General features: G+C 48.1%; 12 protein-coding genes and 2 tRNA genes. 6 read left to right on the top strand and 8 right to left on the bottom strand.

The window, feature by feature from the left end; translation table 11 throughout:
- Positions 1-31: 31 nt before the first annotated feature.
- The 5 genes from murI to BUB38_RS01095 all read right to left on the bottom strand — a co-directional run bounded on the left by murI (position 32) and on the right by BUB38_RS01095 (position 6,050).
- Positions 32-841 carry a glutamate racemase gene (gene murI / locus BUB38_RS01115; RefSeq protein WP_073155876.1) on the bottom strand — a complete coding sequence of 270 codons (810 nt, stop codon included), beginning with the start codon at positions 839-841 and terminating at the stop codon, positions 32-34.
- Positions 838-3,072, bottom strand: coding sequence for a UvrD-helicase domain-containing protein (locus BUB38_RS01110; protein WP_254794842.1), 2,235 nt, complete (start codon positions 3,070-3,072; stop codon positions 838-840). The genes murI and BUB38_RS01110 overlap by 4 nt, the downstream gene beginning before the upstream one ends.
- Positions 3,073-3,181: 109 nt before the next feature.
- Complete coding sequence (locus tag BUB38_RS01105) at positions 3,182-4,189, bottom strand: lysylphosphatidylglycerol synthase transmembrane domain-containing protein (RefSeq protein ID WP_073155874.1); 1,008 nt, start codon at positions 4,187-4,189, stop codon at positions 3,182-3,184.
- Positions 4,179-5,330: a glycosyltransferase family 4 protein gene (locus tag BUB38_RS01100; protein WP_073155871.1), complete on the bottom strand. Its 1,152-nt coding sequence runs from the start codon at positions 5,328-5,330 to the stop codon at positions 4,179-4,181. The genes BUB38_RS01105 and BUB38_RS01100 overlap by 11 nt, the downstream gene beginning before the upstream one ends.
- Positions 5,331-5,333: 3 nt before the next feature.
- A complete protein-coding gene (locus tag BUB38_RS01095) occupies positions 5,334-6,050 on the bottom strand; it encodes a class I SAM-dependent methyltransferase (protein WP_254794841.1) in 717 nt (238 codons plus the stop codon).
- 317 nt (positions 6,051-6,367) lie between these two features.
- Between BUB38_RS01095 and BUB38_RS01090 the strand changes: the two genes are divergently transcribed.
- A complete protein-coding gene (locus BUB38_RS01090; RefSeq protein ID WP_073155865.1) occupies positions 6,368-7,180 on the top strand; it encodes a sigma-70 family RNA polymerase sigma factor in 813 nt (270 codons plus the stop codon).
- 237 nt (positions 7,181-7,417) lie between these two features.
- Here the strand turns inward: BUB38_RS01090 and BUB38_RS01085 are convergent, their stop codons facing one another.
- The 3 genes from BUB38_RS01085 to hemW all read right to left on the bottom strand — a co-directional run bounded on the left by BUB38_RS01085 (position 7,418) and on the right by hemW (position 15,818).
- Positions 7,418-11,770 carry a hypothetical protein gene (locus tag BUB38_RS01085; RefSeq protein ID WP_139258147.1) on the bottom strand — a complete coding sequence of 1,451 codons (4,353 nt, stop codon included), beginning with the start codon at positions 11,768-11,770 and terminating at the stop codon, positions 7,418-7,420.
- A gap of 23 nt (positions 11,771-11,793) precedes the next feature.
- Entirely contained in the window at positions 11,794-14,517 is a 2,724-nt protein-coding gene (locus BUB38_RS01080) for a hypothetical protein (protein ID WP_139258146.1), read from the bottom strand.
- 155 nt (positions 14,518-14,672) lie between these two features.
- A complete protein-coding gene (gene hemW / locus BUB38_RS01075; RefSeq protein ID WP_073155858.1) occupies positions 14,673-15,818 on the bottom strand; it encodes a radical SAM family heme chaperone HemW in 1,146 nt (381 codons plus the stop codon).
- 102 nt (positions 15,819-15,920) lie between these two features.
- On the opposite strand from hemW, the gene BUB38_RS16210 reads away from it, so the two are divergent.
- From BUB38_RS16210 to BUB38_RS01050, 5 genes are all read left to right on the top strand, one after another.
- Positions 15,921-16,064, top strand: coding sequence for a hypothetical protein (locus BUB38_RS16210; RefSeq protein ID WP_158535411.1), 144 nt, complete (start codon positions 15,921-15,923; stop codon positions 16,062-16,064).
- A 13-nt stretch (positions 16,065-16,077) separates the two neighbouring features.
- A complete protein-coding gene (locus tag BUB38_RS01065) occupies positions 16,078-17,172 on the top strand; it encodes an adenylate/guanylate cyclase domain-containing protein (RefSeq protein WP_073155852.1) in 1,095 nt (364 codons plus the stop codon).
- A 77-nt stretch (positions 17,173-17,249) separates the two neighbouring features.
- Positions 17,250-17,322 (top strand) — tRNA-Gly (locus BUB38_RS01060).
- Between the two features lie 175 nt (positions 17,323-17,497).
- Positions 17,498-17,570 (top strand) — tRNA-Gly (locus BUB38_RS01055).
- A 25-nt stretch (positions 17,571-17,595) separates the two neighbouring features.
- Entirely contained in the window at positions 17,596-18,117 is a 522-nt protein-coding gene (locus BUB38_RS01050; protein ID WP_073155850.1) for a hypothetical protein, read from the top strand.
- Positions 18,118-18,148: the final 31 nt, after the last annotated feature.

The raw sequence follows: 18,148 nt of genomic DNA, 5'->3' as shown, positions 1-18,148 counted from the left end.
CGTTTTTTGTATAAGATACTAATTTTGTAGGTTAAAAGGTCAGCGATTCAGCAGAAATGTCCTGCATTCCAAAGAAAAAGGCGCCTTTTTCAAAGAATTCGGCCGTATCTGTAGTCAAAAAACTGGTTTTACCGTTTTTCGCAAGTCGTTTTTCTATTTCCGGGTGACGTTTCAGATAGTCGACAGTCTTGTCCGCCACGATACTCCCCTGAAACACCAGGTTCACCCCCGGCGGAGTAGATTCGCGGATAGCCTTTTCCAGCAGCGGATAGTGGGTACAAGCTAAAAGGATGGTGTCGATTTCAGGATCCTCACGTAAAACGGCCTCCACTTCCTTTTTAACAAAGTAACGAGCACCATCGGATTCCCGTTCGCCATACTCAACCAAGGGCACCCACATGGGGCACGCATGCTGAGTCACTTTCAGCTCCGGATAAAAATGGTTGATCTCGATGGGATAGCTTCCCGAAGAAACCGTTCCTGCCGTCGCAAAAATCCCGATATGCCCCGTCTTACTGACACGTCCAATTTCTTCTGCAGTGGGACGGATAATCCCCAGTACCCTGCGATCAGGAAATTCAAAAGGAAGCACCTGCTGCTGGATACTGCGAAGGGCTCGTGCAGAAGCTGTATTGCAAGCTAGGATCACCAGGGGGCATCCACGACTAAACAGTTCACGAACCGCCTGCAACGTATAGCGGTAAATGGTTTCAAAGCTACGGGAACCATAGGGAGCGCGGGCATTATCCCCCAGATACAGGTAGTCGTACTGCGGCAACACCTTTTGCAAATCCCGCAAAATAGTTAGACCGCCAAAACCGGAATCAAAAACACCAATCATAGCAGTCCCAACCTCAATGCACTTTCCATACGATCATGAACCATAGGACACAAATCCTGCTTCGGATCAATATCGGGATTGGATTCCTTCAACGCCTTCACGTCAATAGGATCAAGAATTTTCACCGTCACCTTGCACGGTCCGGCATTCTTTCGTTTCTCCCAGACAGCGGCAGAGCCCTTGATGACCAAGGGAAGAATGAAGCCGTCATTTTCGTGGGCAAAATAGAAAGTGCCACTCTTAAAAGGACCCAAAGCTCCGTCTTTACTGCGGGTTCCTTCAGGGAAGATAAACAAGCGGGGAGCAGTTCCTCGTTCCGCGATAACACGTCGTACGGCGGCTGCGGCACCACCCTTGGAACGGTTCACCAAGGCACAGCCAATCTGCTTCATCCAAAAATGAAGGAACGGCACCTTGCCCAGAGACTCCTTGGCCACAAAACCAAATGTCCGCTGAAGGGCAAGAAAAACCATAGGGATATCCGAAAATGAGCCATGGTTTCCAACCGCAAATACGGGGCGAGTCCAATCCACTTTGCCGAGCGCAGCCTGATTTTCAATATTCAATTCCACACGGAGCATCTTCAAACAGAAAGCAGAAAAGAACTGGATACGGCCATCGACCCAAGGAGTCATATCTCCGCCATGCCGCCACTTGGCATAGGGCACACGAATCATCTGCACACACAAGTAGCCAAGAACAATCAGGACGACATAAATTCTAAAAAAAACGAGAGGCATCATCAAACCTTTAGACTTACAGGAGCTTTCCTTCGGTAAAAAACTGGAACGTTTGAACTTACACAACTGCCCCTTCCAAAATCTACGTTTGCAATATAACAAAATCAGACAGGCCTCCGCACGAGTCACCCCCACATAGTACAGACGACGCTCCTCTTCCAACTGCCTTTTCCGCTGAGACCTAGATCCCGTACACGCCCCAGGAGTCAACCCCTCGGCAAGCCCCGCATAATAGACCACCGCGTACTGCAACCCCTTTGACGCATGCACAGTTTCCACATGCACCCCGTTTTCCAGGACGGCCCCTTCCTCACCATTTTCTGCAGGCCCTCCCGCAATGGGAATGTTATAATCCCGCAGGGCCTCTTCATAATAAAGACGCTGGCGGTTATACCTTACAAGAATGGCAAAGTTTTTCCATTCCAAGTCATAGCCCATCCGAAGTTCCTTAATGGACTGAACGACCTTCTGCATTTCCTCCACCGGATTATCGGACACCCACACTTCAGGTTTCCGATTTTCCTTGAAGATGGGATTCCCCTTGGAGCCCGAAGGATTTCCAGCACGCAGGACCTTCCGCAAATGAATGGGCTTATTCGTAAAAATCTGATTCGCCAAATGAAGTACATTGGGAACGGACCGGTAATTCCATTCCAGGCGAATCAGCGTGCTCTCCCTAAAATCGTCTCGGAAGCGGTTAATATTGCCGATATCAGCCCCGCGGAAACCATAAATAGCCTGGTCATCGTCCCCCACAACAAAAAGGGATTTCCGATTTCCAAGCAGACCTTTAACCATACGGTACTGAGTCGGATTGATATCTTGATATTCATCAACAAGAATTTCAGACCAAAGACTCTGAAAATAGTCCCGAACAAAGGGAAACTCTTCGATCAGGCGAATCGCCTCAAATATCAAATCTTCAAAAACCACACGACCAGTCTGATGGACTTCCTCCCGGAGGGGTGCCAACTTCTTTTGCAGTTTTGCCGACAACCCATAAGAAAAGAGATTTTCACGAAGGACTGTTCCACTTTTTATTTTAAGTTCCATAAGCCGATGGGCAAAGTTTCTCTCTGCAGATTCTGTCGGAGAGGGAATCTTCTTAAACCCCAGCAACTCGTACGCACACACCTCCCCCGAAGAACCATCCCCATTTGCAGGAACCTTACACTTCAACATATAAAGCGCAAGAGAATGAAACGTGCAAAGGCGCACCCCCGCATTAGGGAACAAGGCCTGTACACGCTCCCGCATTTCAGCAGCCGCCTTAGCCGTAAAAGTCAGTGCTAGAATTTTTTCGGGAGCCACACCGCAAAGTATGCGGTACTGGATGCGCTTGGTCAACACGGATGTCTTTCCCGACCCCGCACCAGCCAAAATCAAAAGCTGAGCCCCAGATTCGTGATCATGCAAAACAGCGGCCCTCTGGTCAGAATTCAAACCAGAGAGAATTTTTTCAGCCGGACTTTCGGCAGATTTCATGTCCATACAAACCCGTATGGAATGGGATGATTTACATGTAAATCACCACCGGTATATAAAAAGACCGCATAACAGAACGTCTAACCGTTCTATAAACGGACAAGTTAAGACAGCCCTAGTCGGCCTTCTCGGCAGGATCCGCATTTTTCGCAGATCCACCAAGCAAGAAAACGAAAGCCCCAAACAAGCTGAGAATCAAACTTACGAAGTAAGCCAGGAGCTGGATCACCACCGATTCCAGGTTAGGGACACCGGCTTTCGCAAACAAAGATTGAGCCAGCAATTCACGAGGGCCAAATCCGCCAATGGAAATAGGCAAGGCGCTAATAATCGCCACCAGCGGGATGTAGTAGAAATACCAGGAAATCGAAAGATCTACACCGACTGCAATTCCGCAAAAGAAATGCACAAGGATTCGCAAAGCCTGCGTCACCGCCGACAAACTGCTAATAGAAACCCAGAGTTTCACAGAACGGAAATGCTGAAAACGTTCAAACATACGGAGCATGCGAGCATTCACCTTCTCCGGGAAAACTTTCGCCATGATCTTACAAAGCAGTCGGCCGAGCCTACGACTAAAGAGGGAGGCGAATAAGGCGCAGAATCCAAGGCATATCCAGACTGAAGGCCACATAAAGGCACGCTGTTCCGCATCATGCATAAAGAACAGAAAACCGACAGCGAGTGCAAACAACGTAATAAAGAACAATCCAAACAGACGATCAAAGAACGTCGCCGTAAGTCCAGCCCCGACAGTATCCTGCCCGCCCTGCATGCGGATATCATAAACCTTCTTGGCGTCGCCACCAACATTACCGGGCATGAAGTTGTTAAAGAACAAGCCGACATAATACAACTTCAACAGACGTCCATAAGAAAGATGGACATTCTGACGCTCCAGCAAAAGTTTCCACTGCAAGCAAGCCGTAAAGTTGGACAAACCCAGACAAAGAAGCGCCAGCACAAACGGGAGCACGCTCTTGACATTGAACAATTCGTACAAGTCCCCGACGTTCCAATCGGGCGCCAACACTATGTTCCTATACACAAAGTAAGCAGGAACCAGCGTCACCACCAGCTTCAGGCAGAACACCATAAAGGGCTTCATACGATTATTCTTCATCGTCACCCCCAACCTGATGTTGGATCACAAGATTCTGCATCAAGTTCAAAGTCATGTCAGCCGCAATATCCCAGCGGAATTCATCGGCATAAGCAGCGGCACCGGCCTCCAGGCGAGTCCTCAAGTCATCGTTACTATACAGGCGATCCATCTCAGAAGCGCAGGCATCCGTATCACCCGCCTGAAAGAGCAGGCCCGTCTCGCCATTACGCACACTGTCACGAAGACCAGGCACATCGCAGGCAATGGTCGTCGTACCAAGCTTCGCCGCTTCCACAACCGTAAGACCCCAGCCTTCCTTATAGCTAGTCTGCAGCAAGGCCGTGGCTCCGGCAAGCAGTTCACGTTTTCTTTTAGAACTGACAAAGCCAAGAAGGTCCACCTGACTTTCAAGATTATGCTGTTGCAACCAAGCAGGAAGTTTCTTCAACAACGGGCCATCACCCGCCACCACAAGTTTCACATCCGGATGATTCTTGGCAAACTTTTCAAAAGCCTCAAGAGCCGTCCAGATTCCCTTATAGCGATGAACGCGGGACAGCCACAAGAAATAAGGCACGCCCATACCCGCAGAGGCAACGCTGCCAACGGAAGAACTATCCTCAACGCGGCAATCATCGGAACCGTTATAAATTACAGAAATACGGGACTCATCCACGCCGATCTCGTTCAGTTCGCGCTTGGTACTGGGACTCACCACCACAAAGGGTTCCTTTCGGTAGAACCACGGAATGATGGTCTCAAAGAGCCACACGCCCAAGGCAACCGGGAAGGACGCCTCATGGAAAATGGAACCACGCCACAAGTGATGCATCTGCACCAGCACAGGCTTCTTCGTCAGATAAGGTGTAAACAGGGGAAGCTTGTTCAGGTCTTCCACCACCACATCAAAATCAAATTCCCGATCCAACTTCTTTAAGTTCAGCGCCGTATTCACCTGGAACAGCAAATCGCCACCCTTGCGGATTACGGTAATTCCGTCCACTTCTTCCCGGGACTTACATCCAGGGAACGCGGTCGTAAACAGGACCACCTTGTGGCCCATCTGGGCAATTAACGAAAAAATTCGGTGTAGGTGCTTTTCGGCGCCCCCGGCAGCGGGGTGCAGTCGATCGCGATAGTTAACGACAAGTATGTTCATCAGCTAGGGCTTACGACCCAAGACTCCAATGCAAAGCTGAGTGTAATGCATAAGCGGATTGGTTTCCAGGGAATCCAGCAAGGAATCCTTGATCTTCTGGTAGGCCGTACCCTGCAAGGGATACTTAGGCAGTTCAATGCCCACCTTAAAGCCCAGTTCACGAACCATGCGATAATACAGATTGGGACGCATCCAGTCGCCATACTGGTAGACATTTTCAAAGCCGGCGTCATTCATCAGCTTCTTCAGCTGGGGCATGGTAAACTGTTTTTCCCAACCGGCAAACCACTTATCCATAGCAATCAGGATATGCTTGATAACAGTGTAAGGATGAACCGTCTGGGGCACGTCACAAAGGCAATGCCCACCATGCTTCACAATGCGGTAGTTTTCCTTAAGCAGGGGCAGCGAATCCTTGAAATGTTCAGCCAGACCCTGATGGAAAACCAGGTCAAAGGTATTATCCGGGAAGGGAGCCTTGAACGCATCGCCGCGAACCAGATGAAGATTGGTCAGGTTTTCCCTTTCACGAAGGGAATTCACAATCTTCAGGCTATTTTCGGCAAAATCCAGGACATAGACTTCGGCTCCCAGGCGGGCCAGTTCCGCGCTATCGCGACCAGTACCGGCCCCCACTTCCAGAACCTTCAGCCCTTCCAGCTTAAAATTCTTCTTAATCGTTTCAATGACCGACGGGGACGAAGGGTAAACCTTGTCCATATCGTTCTTTCTTTTCCAAAACCTGTTCCAGACAGATTGATCGGGTTCTTTAATTGACATAACGAGCTAAATATACGAATTTGTCAAAAAGAAGTGGGCCCCCGATTTACGAATGCAACAAATACGAACATCCTGCCATAAGTCATAAAATAATGACAAATTTTGTTTAAATTTCAAGACAAAACATCTAATTTTTCTAAATTTCGTTACACGTCGTGAAATAAAATGCCCTTTTCGCCCTTTATTTCGCAAAAATTTACACTATTGGCACGCAACTTGCTTTAAAAAATGCGATATTAAAGGAGTAAGGTTTAAACATGCATATTGATTCTACTGATACTACTCTAAAGCGTTACCTAGAAGATATTCGTCGCACCGCTCCCCTCTCCAGAGATGAAGAACAGATTCTTTTCCAGAAAGCAAAAGAAGGCGATAAAATCGCCCGTAAAAAGCTGATCTCTGCAAATATGCGTTTCGTTTTGAAGGTGGCAATCCAGTACCGCGGTTGCCCCATCCCCCTGCCGGACCTGGTTAGCGAAGGTGCTATGGGCCTCGTCCGCGCAATCGAATCTTTCGAACACACCCGTGGCCTTAAGTTCATTTCTTATGGCGTGTGGTGGATCAAGGCTTATATTACCCGCGCTATCAACGAACAGGGCAACCTGATTCGTCTCCCTGCAAACCAGCACCTACGTGTGCGTAAGGCATTGCACGAACAGTCCCGCGGTAAGGAAATCAACGAAGAAATCCGCGAACTTATCCAGATCGGTCAGCGCGGCGTTTCTTTCGACAGCCCCCTGAAGGCAGACTCCAAGGCAACTTACGCCGAAGTGCTCCCCGATGGCGGCGCTTCCAATCCCGAAGCAGAATCCGAAATCCAGAGCGTCGAAGCATTGGCTCGCGACCTTATGGAACAGCTGCCGGAACGCGAAGCAAAGGTTATTACCGGCATCTTCGGTATCAACCAGGAAGCTCCTCAGACCCTCCGTGAAGTGGGCGAATCCATGAACATCTCCCACGAACGCGTGCGTCAGTTGCGTGACCAGGCACTCCGCCGTATCCGCAAGTACAACAGCAAGGAATTCCTCCAGGAAAAGAAAGACGCATTTTTGGCAGCCATTAACAAGTAATGGCCGCTTAGATGCAGGGGCCCCTGCACATCCCCTATGAGGACAATTCTCACTAAGGCAACTAAGTTGCCAAGTGTTCATTAGCCCTAGACCCCTTGGCAGACGATTTTTATCGTCTGCGTTTTTTGTAGGTACTGCCGGCGATCGCTTTGACGCAGGGGGCTCCGCCCACCTCATTGAACAGAAAAGGCTCCCGCGATTTTTGCGGAAGCCTTTTCAATTTTCTAGGATAGCGGATTATTTCTTCTTGCTCTTTTTGCGGCGAACGCCCCACTTATCCTTAATCTCTTCTTCGATCTTCTTGTTTTCATAGCGGACCACCATCTTGAACTGGACGTTGTACACACCAGTTCCAACAAAGCGGCCGTTATGATCCTTGAAGTTCCAGTTCACGAAGACCTTCTTATCGGTTTCCAGGCAGTTGCCACCAAACTTGGGGCTGTTACAGGGAACCGTAATAATGGTGTCATTCACATACTGGCCCAAATGGTCGAAGAAGTTCACGATGAACGAGATGTAGACATCTTCAGGCTTCAGGGAATCCAGCACAGAAGGATCGTAGGAACCATCTACACCGACCTGAGCGCGATCCAGGAGCTGCGGCACGAAGCGTTCACCCAACTGAACCAGCTGACCCAAGGCGCCTTCCTTTTGCAGGTCTTCCTTAGTCGTCGACCCAGGCACATAGCGGAGGTTCACGGAGCTTACAGTCTGGAGAGTGTAGCTCTTATCGCCATCTTCGTCAACGACGCGATCATCATTGGCATCGAAGGTACCCATATTAGTAGCCTCAACCAAATGGTTCAGCAAGCCACCAATAATAACCGGCTGAGGATCGTCGCCAGCAACGTTGCCATAGTTATCCTTAATGGCATCCTTGGCACCCTTACGGACAATCAGGGAGTCGCCCGGCATAATGGTAGATACGCCACCATCCAGAATCAACTTGACAGAGTAGCCATCAGAGGACCATTCCATACGCATGGGATCCAGCTCGATAGTCTTTCCTCCATGAATATAGGAGAAGAAGTCTTCGCCCTTGAGGTTCTTGGTAAGAATCGGTTCAGAGAAGGTCACAATCAAGGTGTCAGCCTTGGAACCATAGCTCAGGAAGGCCTGAGAAACCACAGGAGACATCTTGTCAACCGGAGGCACGGTTTCTTCATTCACGAAGGTTTCATTAAACACGCTGTAGTACGTGTAGATGGTAGCCTCGGGCAGATCTTCGCGAATGCTGGTAACTCCAGAAGCCAGCGGAGTTGCGGCATGAACATCCCAGATGACTCGGGTAGAGTCCTTAGGATCAATACGCAGTTCACCAGGCTGAGCCTGCAGCTGAATCAGCAAGCCTCTGCTGCTATACCACGGGAAGGACATGTACACAGACTCAAGATCTGCAGCCGTCAGCTTCTTGTCGAACACGGTCACAATCTGGTCCAGAACGCCGTCTCCATCGGTATCCCAGTATTCCGAGTTCTTTGCAGAAGCAAAGCGGTCCGTTACCGTCACAGGGATTTCACGATCGTATTCATCAGAAGTAATGTACGGCAAGCTGCTGAAGGTCACGTTAGGATACAGAGACACGCTATCCTTCTTGCCGCCCTTGAGATCAAAGGTCTTTGCAACCAGGATCACGATATCCTTTGTAGGCATGTACACTTTCTTAATCTGACCCACGTCGAAGCCATAACGTTCAGCTTCCTGCTTGAGCATAATCAGCATTTCAGGAGAACCAACGTCAGCCGGAATCAGATCAATACTGAACTGCAGGAACAGGGAGTCCATACCGTTAGCATTGCGGATTGCATATGCATCCTTAATCACAAAGCTACCCACTTCAACAATGGAAGATTCTCTACCATAAGTAGCACCCTTACCATCACCGTAGTAAATCAGAGCCTTTGCATCCTTCGGGAATTCGCCCACGGCCGGCAAGCCCTTGACCTTGCTTACGTCAACCAGGATTCGATCCTTGGAATCATTAAGCTTCGGATTAGCGCACTTGATAGTATCCTTACCCAGAACGATCTTCACGCTATCCAGATCATAGTTGCCGGAGAGGGAATCGTTCAGGAGAATTTCCATGTAGTCCAAGGTATTGTTGCCATCAGTATCCTTGATGTAACCGACACGAGCATCAGGAATAGGATCGTAGAAGGTGATGTTGTCGATGATAATCATTTCACCGCCACCTCTAACCTTAATGGCACCACCAGAAACCACCTTATCAGAAGTTACGTAGAAGGTCACGGAACCATCAGAGTTAACCTTGATGGTCTGAGTCTTGGTACCGCCATTTTCCTTATCGATCAAGGCGATTACAGATTCAGAAATAATTTCCAGGGAATCCACATCACCGAAGTATTCCTTCACCTTAGAAGAGTCCAGAGTAATTGCCAGAACCTGTCCAACCTTTGCGGTATTCTTTCCAGAGTTGTATTCCAGATTCAGAGAATCACCCTTGGGCTTATCATTCAGCAGGTAACTGTTACCATTAATTACCACGGAATTCTTAGTACCCGGAGTCGTGGGATTCAAGACGATTACGCTAGCCACGGCCGAGTCACCCTTGTCAAAGTCATCTGCAGAAGGATAGCTTTCGTAATCAGAACCTTCATTCTGGATGTAATCATCAGCACCATAGTAGACTCTGGAGGAGCTGGACTTTCCGTCAACATCTTCACCGGCTCCGATACTTCTGCTAGAAGAGGAATTGCTACCGGAATTACCGCCGTTGGAACCGCTGGAGCCATTGCCGCCATTACCGCCATTGGAACCAGAGCTGCCATTGCCGCCAATGGAATTGCTGGAGCCATTGTCGCCATTGGAGCCGGAGCTGCCATTACCATTGGAACCGCTGGAGCCATTGCCGCCATTGGAGCCGGAGCTGCCATTGCCACCATTGGAACCGCTGGAACCATTGCCACCGTTAGAGCCGCTAGAGCCATTGCCGCCGTTGGAATCGCTGGAGCCATTGCCACCATTGGAGCCAGAGCTGCCATTACCATTGGAACCGCTGGAGCCATTGCCACCATTGGAACCAGAGCTGCCATTGCCGCCGTTGGAACCGCTGGAGCCATTGCCACCATTGGAACCAGAGCTGCCATTACCATTGGAACCGCTGGAACCATTGCCACCGTTAGAGCCGGAACTACCATTAGAGTTAGAACTTCCGTTGGAATTGCTAGACTTGCCAGAAGTACTGGAGCCACCCTTAGAAGAGCTGCTTCCACCCAGGCTACTGCTAGATCCATTATAGGTAATCAAAGCAGAACTACTCTGATTGGTTTCTTCGGAAAGATCTTCGTCTGCGCCAGACGTACCACCTGCGCGGTCGACAATAACACCTTTAAGAGGGGCCAAATCGTCCAAAAAGTTGTCAATCCACTGCACATGGATAAGGATATTATCCTTGATCAGCTTTTGGGAATTGCCTACATAGTCCACAAAGACCATGTGGCCTGTGTTACTGGCAACAAACAAATGACCATAGCCATCGACAGTACCCTGGTCAAGGCGCCAACCGGTATAAGCACCATCCTTCGTTCTCGGGAGAGTCAAATTTTCAAGAGTTTCCTCAAAGAAATATTCACGCATATCGATGGTGGCGACCACCTTGGCCTTCAAGGCACCGTTTTCACGGTAGGGCTGAATCTGAACAATCTTGGAACCACCGAATACGAAGATGGTCTTGGAGTATTCATCATAAGTGGCACCATGAGCACCTTCCAAAGAGTCAATCAAGATCTTCGTGCCAAAGGATTTGATAACCTTTTCGCCCACCTTTCCACCATAGGTACCGATATTTCCTTCAGTTACCGTTACATAGGTTGTATCAGTGAAATACCCGAAATAGGCGCCACCCCTTCTCTCTTTAATTTTATCGGCAGTACAATTTTCGTGATTCGGTTCGCAACCACCACCCATATAGTCAGAATAGGTAAAGAACGCAGTTCCATCACCATCCCAAACTATCGTAGCAAGATTCTTATCCTTTCGGCGATTCGAAGCATTCGGTCTAAGTTCAACGTGATAACCCTTAGAAGAGAAGTTCTTCTCGGTCACATCCGTTTCGGTAGAGAACCTAAACAGAGGCCCAGGAATACCCGAACCCCACAAAATCTTCTGGGTAGGATCCATCATCAAGTGCCAAATACCAGAAGTCTCCTGAGCAGGAGTACCTGATTTCACAACACAGTTGTTTCCATTACCAGCAGTTTTGCTCACCTTATAGATGGTCTTCTGTTCCTGACCTGCAACAAGCAAATCACCATCAGGATGCTGAACAATACCGTCGGCACCATGAACACCATCATTGTAAGAACAAACCACCTTCTTATCAGAAGGTTTCATTAGCAGGTAGCCAGCACCGTTGTACTGATAGCTGATACCCTTGACACGGTCACCGACCCCATCATTCTGGTACTTTGTGTAGTACAGAGTAGCCTTGGAAGAGGGATGAGGGACAATGTCACCCACCTGCTGAATCCAAATACCGGTCGCCGGATTTTCCGGGGCGGGCATATTTGCGGCCACAGCGGAACCAGCCGCCATGAGCATAGCTGTTATGTATCTTGTAATCTTCTTCATATCACTACCCTCTGAAATCGTCCCTAGTGCTTAGTTGCGGAAACGCCCCATCTAAAGACTCTTTCAACTTTAAAATCTTCCTCTGCGCCGTACACGCGAATATTAAACTTTGCCAAATAGATACCGACGCCAACCTTACGGCCATTGTCGGAACGCATATTCCAGCGGACATACAACTTATCCGGATTTTCAAGGCAATTGCCGTCAAAGAACGGATCGTCGCAATCAATCTTGCCCGAGGCGTGTCCAACATATGCGCCAAGGTTTGTATACACATACAATTCCCACTTCAATCCGATTTTATCGATATCCACCTTGGATACTCCATCAGAACCATTCTTCATAATGGTTGCAAAGCTGACATCCATCAGGACACCCAGAGAAGCCTTCTGTTCTTCGCTCAGTTCAGATTCCACATGGTCAAGAGTAAAGGGCTTTGCTCTTTCGCTCAGTTCTTCCATGCGGTTCAAGTCTGCCATAGAGGTTGTCTTCATAACCACACGAGGATCGCCCTTCACCATCACAGGAGGAGTGACTTCGGCAACGTTATTGCCCTCGAGATCCTTCAAGCCAGAAGTGAAGTTGTCAAAGCGAACAGAATCTGCAGGATTCATACGGCTAGTCAGATCAGTTCCTGCTTCCATCATAAAGGTAACGGTACGTCCATCGTTACTCCACTGAGCGTCACTCAAGTCGTAATGGACCCATTCCCCATCCACATAGAAGGCGAGGCAGTCATCGGTCAAGTTAAAGTTCTTATAATCGATGGGTTCAGAGAAGGTAACGGTAAAGCGATCCGGTTCCATTTCCTGGAAAGACTCGGGATTCAGGAAGGTCGTGGAAATAACAGGCGGCATATAGTCGTGCATTCCACAGAGTGTTTCTTCTTCGGTCTTTTCGCCGTCAATAGTAACCTTATTGATCAGCTTGGCATAGCCATATTCCTTACCCTTAGAAGAAACGGAATCAATAGAAGTCAGCATCGGCTTGATGTTGTACTTATCTGGATCCAGGGCATAACCAACCACCAGTCCATCGTCAGAAATGACCAGGTCATAGATGCTAGTCGGAACAATTTCAACAACATCACCATCCTTATCCAACCAGTAGAACTTCAATTCCAGATTCTTCAAGTCATCTTCTGTAATAGGAGTGCTGAAGCCCAGAGAAACACTATCCATACGGCCGTCACCATCTCGATCATAGAAGCCGTTGTTTTCGTTGTCTGCATAAACACGGCCAGCGTTGTCAACAGGAACTTCCTTATTGTTCTTGGACGTAGGCACACCGTCAGCTGAAGTCAGGATGCCGTCGGGGCACTTATCCTTGCCGCAAACGGTTTCAATCTTGATCATGTCACCAACTTCAACCACGCCAGTCTTCACAACGAAGGTCCAGACATTGCCATCCTTCTTGACGGCATTGACATCAATGGCTTCTCCATTCAGGACCAGGCCACGACCAGAAGTCCAGGATTCATCCATGTCCTTGTTGAAACGGACAACCAGGGTGTCAGTCTTGCCATTGCCCTTGATCAGGGATGCAGACTGGATGGCGGCGCCGATGCTATCCTTCAGATCGGTCTTCAGGGTATCGCAGCGGTTGCCCAAGGTGGAACATACATAGGCCTTAACAGCACCGGTAGCGGAATCCTTCTGAAGTTTCACGCTCACATCGGGCAGGCCAAAGATATCCCCATTCTTATTTTCCTTGACATCGCCGGAATACTTCTTGAAAGATTCATCATCAGGCCAGCTGTAGTAGAAGCTGTCCACAGATACAGAATCCATATTGCCGCTGAACCAGGTAGCAATGCTATCGCCAATACCATCACCATCGGTATCATAAATGGCAGCACCGTCCAGAGAAGGCATATCCGGATTCTTGAACTGCAATTCGCCGGGGAACTTCTCATCCACAAGGAACTTGGTCTTGCCAGAGGAGTCCTTACCATCATCAAAGCCACCAAGAGTGAAGGTGGAACCATCGGTAACGGCCTTTGTTGCCACAACCAGGAAGCTGGACTTACCGTTTTCGATTTTCAGACGGACTGATCCATCACTCAAGGTCAGGTCGGAACCACTGGGGCTCAGGAACTTGAGGGATTTGCTATCGCCAAAAGCAGAGAAGAAGAAAGTCCTTTCAAGAGTGGAGTCCGTTCTGTCAGCCTGGGGGCCATAGGGAATAACAGCACGCACGTCAACTTTTACAGTATCGCCAACCTTGTAGTCCAGTTTAGACACATCGGTTATGACCTTACCATCAATGCTGTATTCCAGTTCCGGGGCATAGAAGTTATAGACAAGACTTACAATGGGATCGATATCCGATTCGGAGACTGCAGTACCCAGTTGGAAGTTCTCATAAGCGTAGTGGCCATAAATATTGACTTCGACAACAGAATCCGCACCGGAATTCACAGGAGTGAGATTTTTTATCTGAGTGGAGTCAGAAGCCTTGGTAACGATCAGAGTGTCAGTGCTAACTTCCTTAGGGATGTAAACCAGGAAGTCCTTGTAAGGGATAGCATTCTTTCTCATGATGGCAGAATCCGGATCCACCACATAAAGCACTGCTGTTCGGGTAGACCAGATTCGGGCGTACTTGCAGCGGACGTCCGGTGTTGCCTTGGGGTCATTCTTGTTGTAGTTGACGCAGTCTACATTTTCGGCAAAGGCCGCTGTCGAGCAAATCAACAGGAGCAATAACGCCCACATAGCGGAGATATGTGACTTAAACAACTGCATCTTAAACCTCTAATCCAATTCAAAATTCAATAACAGGAGAAAAAGGCATCCTTCTTTATGCAAATTCTCTTTTACAAAGATATGTTTTTTTTAAGAAAAAGCAAAAGGGGTTTACGCCTTTGTGACTTGAATCTCACGCTATTTTACAGTTTCATTTATTCCAATTCAGAATAGGAATTAGCCAAGTCCGTAACGATTTCATCCATAAAAATCCAACCTCGGCCGCAAAGCTTTAGGCGGTCATGATTTTCCATCGAAACGAACCCCTTCTTAAGCCATTTTTCGTATGAAGAGGGCGGCAGACGCACTCCAAATGAGCTAAATCCTTGAAGATCAAGGCCTGACGACTGTCTTAATGACAGCCAGAGGAGTTCCATGAGCACATCCTCATCATTTAATTTATCAGTAGTAAGTCGGGATTCCGGTGCCCCCTCACGGACAAAATCCCTCCATCGAGGGTACATCTCCGGTGCATAGAAACGGGTGTTTCCCAAAAAACTATGGGCTCCCGGGCCAAAACCGGCATATTCTCCCCGGGACCAATAGTTCCGGTTATGGATGCTTTCGTAACCAGGGCGGGCAAAATTTGAGACTTCGTAACGTTCAAATCCTTTTCGACCAAGAAGTTCAACGCCGTTCAAGTACATTTCTTCATACAAATCTTCATCGATATTCAGCAGCCCCTTTGACACCTTTTGCCCTAACATAGACCTAGGCGAAACAGTTAGACCGTAAAAACTGATGTGATTCAAGTTAAAATCGGACAGCCGATCCACATCATTCAGGAAACTTCTAACAGTCTGACCGGGAAGATTGAACATCAAATCCCCAGAAACCTGAGCGCCGGAAGAAGTCAACAAGTCAAGAGCCTGGATACCCGCTTCCACAGAGTGGGAACGGCCTATGGTAGTCAACAAATTCCCGTCAAATGTCTGTAACCCCAGGCTAAAACGTCGAACTCCAAGTTCCAAAGCCTTCTCTACCGTATGCTTTCGGGTAGATTCCGGGTTAAATTCCATGGAAACTTCTTTTAGGGAGTCAACATCCACCCCCAAAGACCTCAAACAGCCAAAGATCTGGCTCAGGCAGTCCAACGGAAGAATCGACGGGGTTCCCCCACCGAGGTATAAGGTTTGCGCCGTCTTTAGCAATCCCGGATGGGCGGCATCAAAAAATTCAACCTCACGGCAAAGTAGATCCGTATACTCCTGATAGAGCTTCGGAAACGCAGGCATCACGTGAAAATCGCAATAATCGCAAATTTTCGCACAAAAAGGGATGTGAATATACAGTCCAAACATTTTTTTTACAACAGAATCTACTACTTTTAGAGAAACATTCACTGAAATTTAGATTATATAAGGTATATGGAGAATAACGAAAAGAAGAATTGGAAAAAGAAAATGAGGAAGCGCCTTCCCCTCATTCTCTTTTTGACGCTTTCTACCGTCATTTTCTTCTTGGCATCAACCCTTCTGCTGGACGACTCCTACAAAGACATCGTCATCATTGCCATGATCTGGGCCCTGCCGTTATTCATTCATTGACCGGGATACTCCTATGGCAATGACACGCATGACACAGCGTAAATTCAAGGCGATCTGTTTCTACATCCTGTCGTGGATTGTAGTTTCTATGGGTGCGACGGCCTTGTCTACCTACGGAAACATCGACGGCATGGACCCCACCAGATTGCTATTCATGTTGCAGTTGTCCCTGTTCACAGGTCTGTCCCACGGCATCTACGACGTGGTGATTCTTCAGGACGAAATGGACAGCCGCCCCGTGGCCACGTCCTTGTTAATCCGTTCCTGGTTTTTCTTGTCTAGCATTTGCGTCAACTTGATGCTCTGCATTCTAATCTGGTACATCGACAGCCGCGAAGGTCTTGTTAACGAGAATGCACTGCGCCAGGTACAGGCCGCATTTAAGGAACACGGTAACCAGGTTCTGATTGTCGGCTTGTTCCTCCTGGGCCACTTGATTACATTCGTCCGTTCTGTCCACAAAAAATTCGGATCTAGAGTCTTCATCAACACGGTCCTAGGCAAATACCAGGATCCAGTGGAAGAGGACCTGGTATTCATGTTCATCGACTTGAAGAATTCCACCACCATCTGTGAAGAACTGGGCAACATCAAATACAGCAACTTTATTCGAGACTACTACAAGCTTTTATCGAACTGTTGCGAAGAAAATCATGGAGAAATCTATCAGATTGCAGGCGATGGAGCCTTTATTACCTGGAAAACAAGTGCTTGTCGCAGCAGGGCAAGACCATTGAACTGCTTCTATGACTTCAAGGAATGCCTACACAACACCAAAAGACGCTTTTTGAGACGCTACGGAATTGCCCCAGACTTTAAGGCTGCGGCCCATTGCGGACAAGTGATCGCCACTGAGGTGGGAAACTTCGGAAGTGAAATGGCATACCATGGAGACGTTCTGAATACGACCGCCCGAATCCAGACGCTCTGTTCAAAGTTAGGCCAGGATTTCCTGATTTCGGAAGACCTGTTCGCCAAGCTCCCCCTCCCCTTGCCTCACAATTTCATGTGTTCCAAGGCAGGTCTTTTTGAACTTCGCGGAAAGAGAAACGGCACTTTGATATTCTCCTTGCAGCTGCCGGACTCTTTTAAAATCACGGAAGAATAATTTTTCAAAAAAAATTAAATAAAATCTGAAAAGACCCTTTACAAGCTAAAAAAAAATAGTTAAATATGGCACACCCCGCGGGAATAGCTCAGTTGGTAGAGCACGACCTTGCCAAGGTCGGGGTCGAGGGTCCGAGTCCCTTTTCCCGCTCGAAAATGTGAAAAGACATCCGAATGGATGTCTTTTCTTTTTTATGTCGTGATGAGGTGGAATCGGGCGCGAGACCCCTCGGGGTCGGAGGTGCAGACAATACTCAAAAAAAATTTAAAGAAAACGCCACATCCCTTTACAAACCTCAAAAAAATATCTATATATGGGTCACCCCGCGGGAATAGCTCAGTTGGTAGAGCACGACCTTGCCAAGGTCGGGGTCGAGGGTCCGAGTCCCTTTTCCCGCTCGAAAACAAAAGAACCACTCATTGAGTGGTTCTTTTTGCCTTTTTTGCAATTTCGATTTTTGCCGATCCTACAGTTTCCATATTTGTGAAGGACGCTTCCGAAATTGAAAACTTAAGAGCCGACCTTTCTGAACTAAAGGAATGCCTTGGAGAAGAAAACGAAGCACTCAACAAGTTAATTGAGCAGGCTAACCGTATCGGCATCATGAACGACCGATGCCAAATGCTTTCTATCAACGACATTCTCGATGATAGTTGCGGCAAGTTCTATGCAGTGGAACTCCCGGAATCCGAAGCGAATTACATGGAAGTGACAGGAGAAATCCGTCTAGGATCCATGACCATGTCGAACAATTTGGAACAGCGCACCCAGCAAATTGACGCCTGTGCAGAAGCCCTATCCCGAATCATCGTTTCTAAAGAAAGACTTTTGAAGATCGAAGGTGGTGTAGACCTGGAACCCCTGATGCAACCACAGGAAGCTACGACAAAAACGGAGGATGCCCCGTCCGCTGCATACAAGATTAGCTCAACTAAAGAAAACTAAACTCACAGCCTTAATAAAAAAGCCCAGGATT

Source organism: Fibrobacter sp. UWH5, from assembly GCF_900142505.1.
Classification (GTDB): domain Bacteria; phylum Fibrobacterota; class Fibrobacteria; order Fibrobacterales; family Fibrobacteraceae; genus Fibrobacter.
The sequence above is the reverse complement of the archived record's forward strand: the minus strand, read 5'-3'. Positions and strand labels throughout refer to the sequence as shown.